The sequence below is a fragment of the Actinomadura macra NBRC 14102 genome, from assembly GCF_001552215.1.
GTDB classification, from domain to species: domain Bacteria; phylum Actinomycetota; class Actinomycetes; order Streptosporangiales; family Streptosporangiaceae; genus Spirillospora; species Spirillospora macra.
The window spans coordinates 1-3,146 of the sequence record NZ_BCQT01000012.1 but is presented as its reverse complement, the minus strand read 5'-3'; the positions used below and the strand labels follow the sequence as shown (position 1 = coordinate 3,146).

The window sequence follows — 3,146 nt, the reverse complement described above, 5'->3', positions numbered from 1 at the left end:
CATTGCGCACCGCGATGAAACGACTGCCCGCCATCGCCGACATGGGCTTCGACGTCGTCTACCTACCCCCCATCCACCCCATCGGCACCACCTTCCGCAAAGGCCCCAACAACACCCTGGACGCCGGCCCCTATGACCCCGGCTCCCCCTGGGCCATCGGCTCAGCCGACGGCGGCCACGACGCCATCCACCCCGACCTGGGCACCCTCACCGACTTCGACGCCTTCGTCGACTACGCCCACGACCTCGGCATGGAGGTCGCACTGGACCTGGCGTTGCAATGCTCCCCCGACCACCCCTGGGTGAGCGAGCACCCCCAATGGTTCACCACCCGCATCGACGGCACCATCGCCTACGCCGAAAACCCACCCAAGAAATACCAGGACATCTACCCCCTCAACTTCGACAACGACCCCGAAGGCCTCTACACCGAAATCCGCCGCATCATCCACCACTGGATCAACCACGGCGTCCACATCTTCCGCGTCGACAACCCCCACACCAAACCCGTCCCCTTCTGGGAACGCCTCCTAGCCGACCTGGCCACCACCCACCCCCACGTCCTCTTCCTCGCCGAAGCCTTCACCCGCCCCGCCATGATGCACACCCTCGCCAAAATCGGCTTCCACCAGTCCTACACCTACTTCACCTGGAAAAACTCCGCCGAAGAACTCCGCACCTACTTCACCGAACTCACCGGCCCCACCGCCGCCTACATGCGCCCCAACACCTTCACCAACACCCCCGACATCCTCAACGACTACCTCCAACACGGCGGCCCACCCGCCTTCCACATCCGCGCCATCCTCGCCGCCCTCCTCTCCCCCACCTGGGGCATCTACACCGGCTACGAACTATACGAAAACACCCCCGTCCGCCCCGGCAGCGAGGAATACCGCGACTCCGAGAAATACCAATACCGCCCCCGCGACTGGGAAGCCGCCGAACGCCACCACACCACCCTGGCCCCCCTCATCACCCAACTCAACACACTCCGCAACACCCACCCCGCCCTCCAACAACTCCGCAACCTGCACTTCCACCCCATCGACCAACCCGAACTCCTCGCCTTCTCCAAACACCACAACGGCGACACCATCCTGACCATCATCAACCTCAACCCCCACCACCCCCGCGAAGCCACCATCCACCTCGACCTCCCCGCCCTCCACCTCCCCGACGACCCCGACAACCCCTTCACCGTCACCGACCAACTCACCGGCGCCGTCTACACCTGGCGACGCTCCAACTACGTCCGCCTAGACCCACACACCCAACCCGCACACATCTTCACCATCAATTCGGACGGAGGACGTGAGCGGGCCGGCGAGTGCGCATCCCGGACCGAGTCAGATCGGCTCGGCGACCGCCAGGCGCCCCCTGGCCTTCCGGCACGCGGTGAAAGCGGAGCCGAGACCCTCGCGGTCGATGATCTCGCGAAGCCTGACGGGCAGCGCCGGCAGCGACAGGCAACCGCCTTCGGCGGCGACGCGCCACCGGATGCCGAGCAGGATCGGCAGCGGGTCGCAGCGCAGCCCGAGCCTGTCGTGCATCCGCACCATGAGGTGCCGCAGGTTCCCCTCGACCAGGCTGGTGAGCGTCTCTCCGAGCCGCCGCACCGTGATCTGGTCGAGCACACCGGACAGGTGGACGACCGTGTGGTCGCCGTCACCGGCCTCCGTCGTCGTGATCATTAATTCGGCGGCCGGCGCCGGGGCGAGGGACAGACTCCTGTCACCGGGATGCATGGCCCGGATCGCGTCCAGCACGTGCGCGGTGTCCACCGCCGTCGTCGCTCCCACCGGCAGCGGCGCCGCCGTCGCCGCCGCCACGTCCGGGAACACCGGGACGATCTGGGCGAGGCCGGTCAGCTGCAGCGCACGCCGCACCGGCCCGGCGAGCGCGGGCACCACGGCACGCAGCGGGCAGCCGAGCAACTGCGCGCGGGTCTCGGTGCGCGCCAGGAGGACGAGCCCGGCCGCGTCCAGCAGCGCCGAGTCACCGAAGTCGACGACGACGCCTTTGCGGCGCCGTCCGGTGGTCGCCGGCCCCGAGGCGAGGGACAGCGCCCGACACACCCCTTCCCGGATGCCCGCGTAGTTCTGCCAGCTGATCTGCGCGGGCAGGCTGAGCACGATGAAGCCTCGCCGGGTCCCGATCTCCAGGCCCGGCACGGTGGTGTCTCGCATGTGTCACATCCCGATAGGAGTTCGAGCGGCCACGCGGGCCGTGCTGGGCGGAGCGGTCCGCTTCCCGACGGCCCGGACAGCGGGCGGTCCGGGCGGTCTCGGCCGCTTCCCGGCCGGATAGGGCGGGCGCGCACCCTGGACGACGCCCGTCAGCCGGGACGCCGCGAGGCGTTCGATGGTCCGCTCCTCTGGCTGCACTCCGAGGTGCGTGCAGCAACACCACAGGTCGTCCACGCAACGGCGCACGTTCTCAGCCGGGATGTCGGCGAAGCGAACGCGCAGCCGCGCTACGAGGTCATCGCGCGTCGGTACGACCGATGGCGACATCTCCCAGCGCTCCATGTCCCTCCGATCGCTTTGGACGAACGCCTTCTTCGTCCGGTCGTCATTGACTGCCAGCTGGCAGGCTTTGAGCTTGGAAATGACCTACCCGAGGTCTCTGCCAGAAAAAGCCACGAAGCTAAAAACACGGACATGACACAGCCGTCGCGCGGCAAGCATTTCCGGGCCCCAAGGCCAGCGACACGCCCTATGATTACGGCGATTTTGACTGACTTTCCCGGGGAGATACTCGGACTCGGCCGCGCGATGACCGTCCCTGACGGGGCGCGTCCGGCGACATGGCGGCGCCGCACCGGACGATCTACGTGGCCGGCGGGTGCCGCCGCCCGGCGGGCGCGGCTCCTGACGCCCGAAACCGCCGTGTGGGTCACGGACCGTACGGAGACTTTTACGTATGGTTGCCTGTCGCCGACGTCCCGGACGAGGTGCGGGGGAATTGCTGATCTAGAAGTCTCCAACACACCGGGGTGGCTCATGCCCGTCCAGAAGAACCTCACCTGCGGCACGTCCGGCCAGGTCACGACCACGAGCGCGGGTATCGATCCGGATGAGGAGACGCTCGTGACCGGCGCGCAGGCGGTCGCCGACCCGTTCGACACCGAGACCCCGAGGCAA

The 3,146-nt window shown here is 67.9% G+C and carries 2 pseudogenes; one reads left to right on the top strand and one right to left on the bottom strand.

Annotated features, from left to right (window positions below):
- A pseudogene (locus AMA02S_RS22455) lies at window positions 1-1,697 on the top strand (hypothetical protein); the annotation flags it as partial.
- A 183-nt stretch (window positions 1,698-1,880) separates the two neighbouring features.
- Here AMA02S_RS22455 and AMA02S_RS45070 read toward each other — a convergent pair.
- Window positions 1,881-2,189, bottom strand: a pseudogene (locus tag AMA02S_RS45070) (hypothetical protein); the annotation flags it as partial.
- Window positions 2,190-3,146 lie beyond the last annotated feature (957 nt).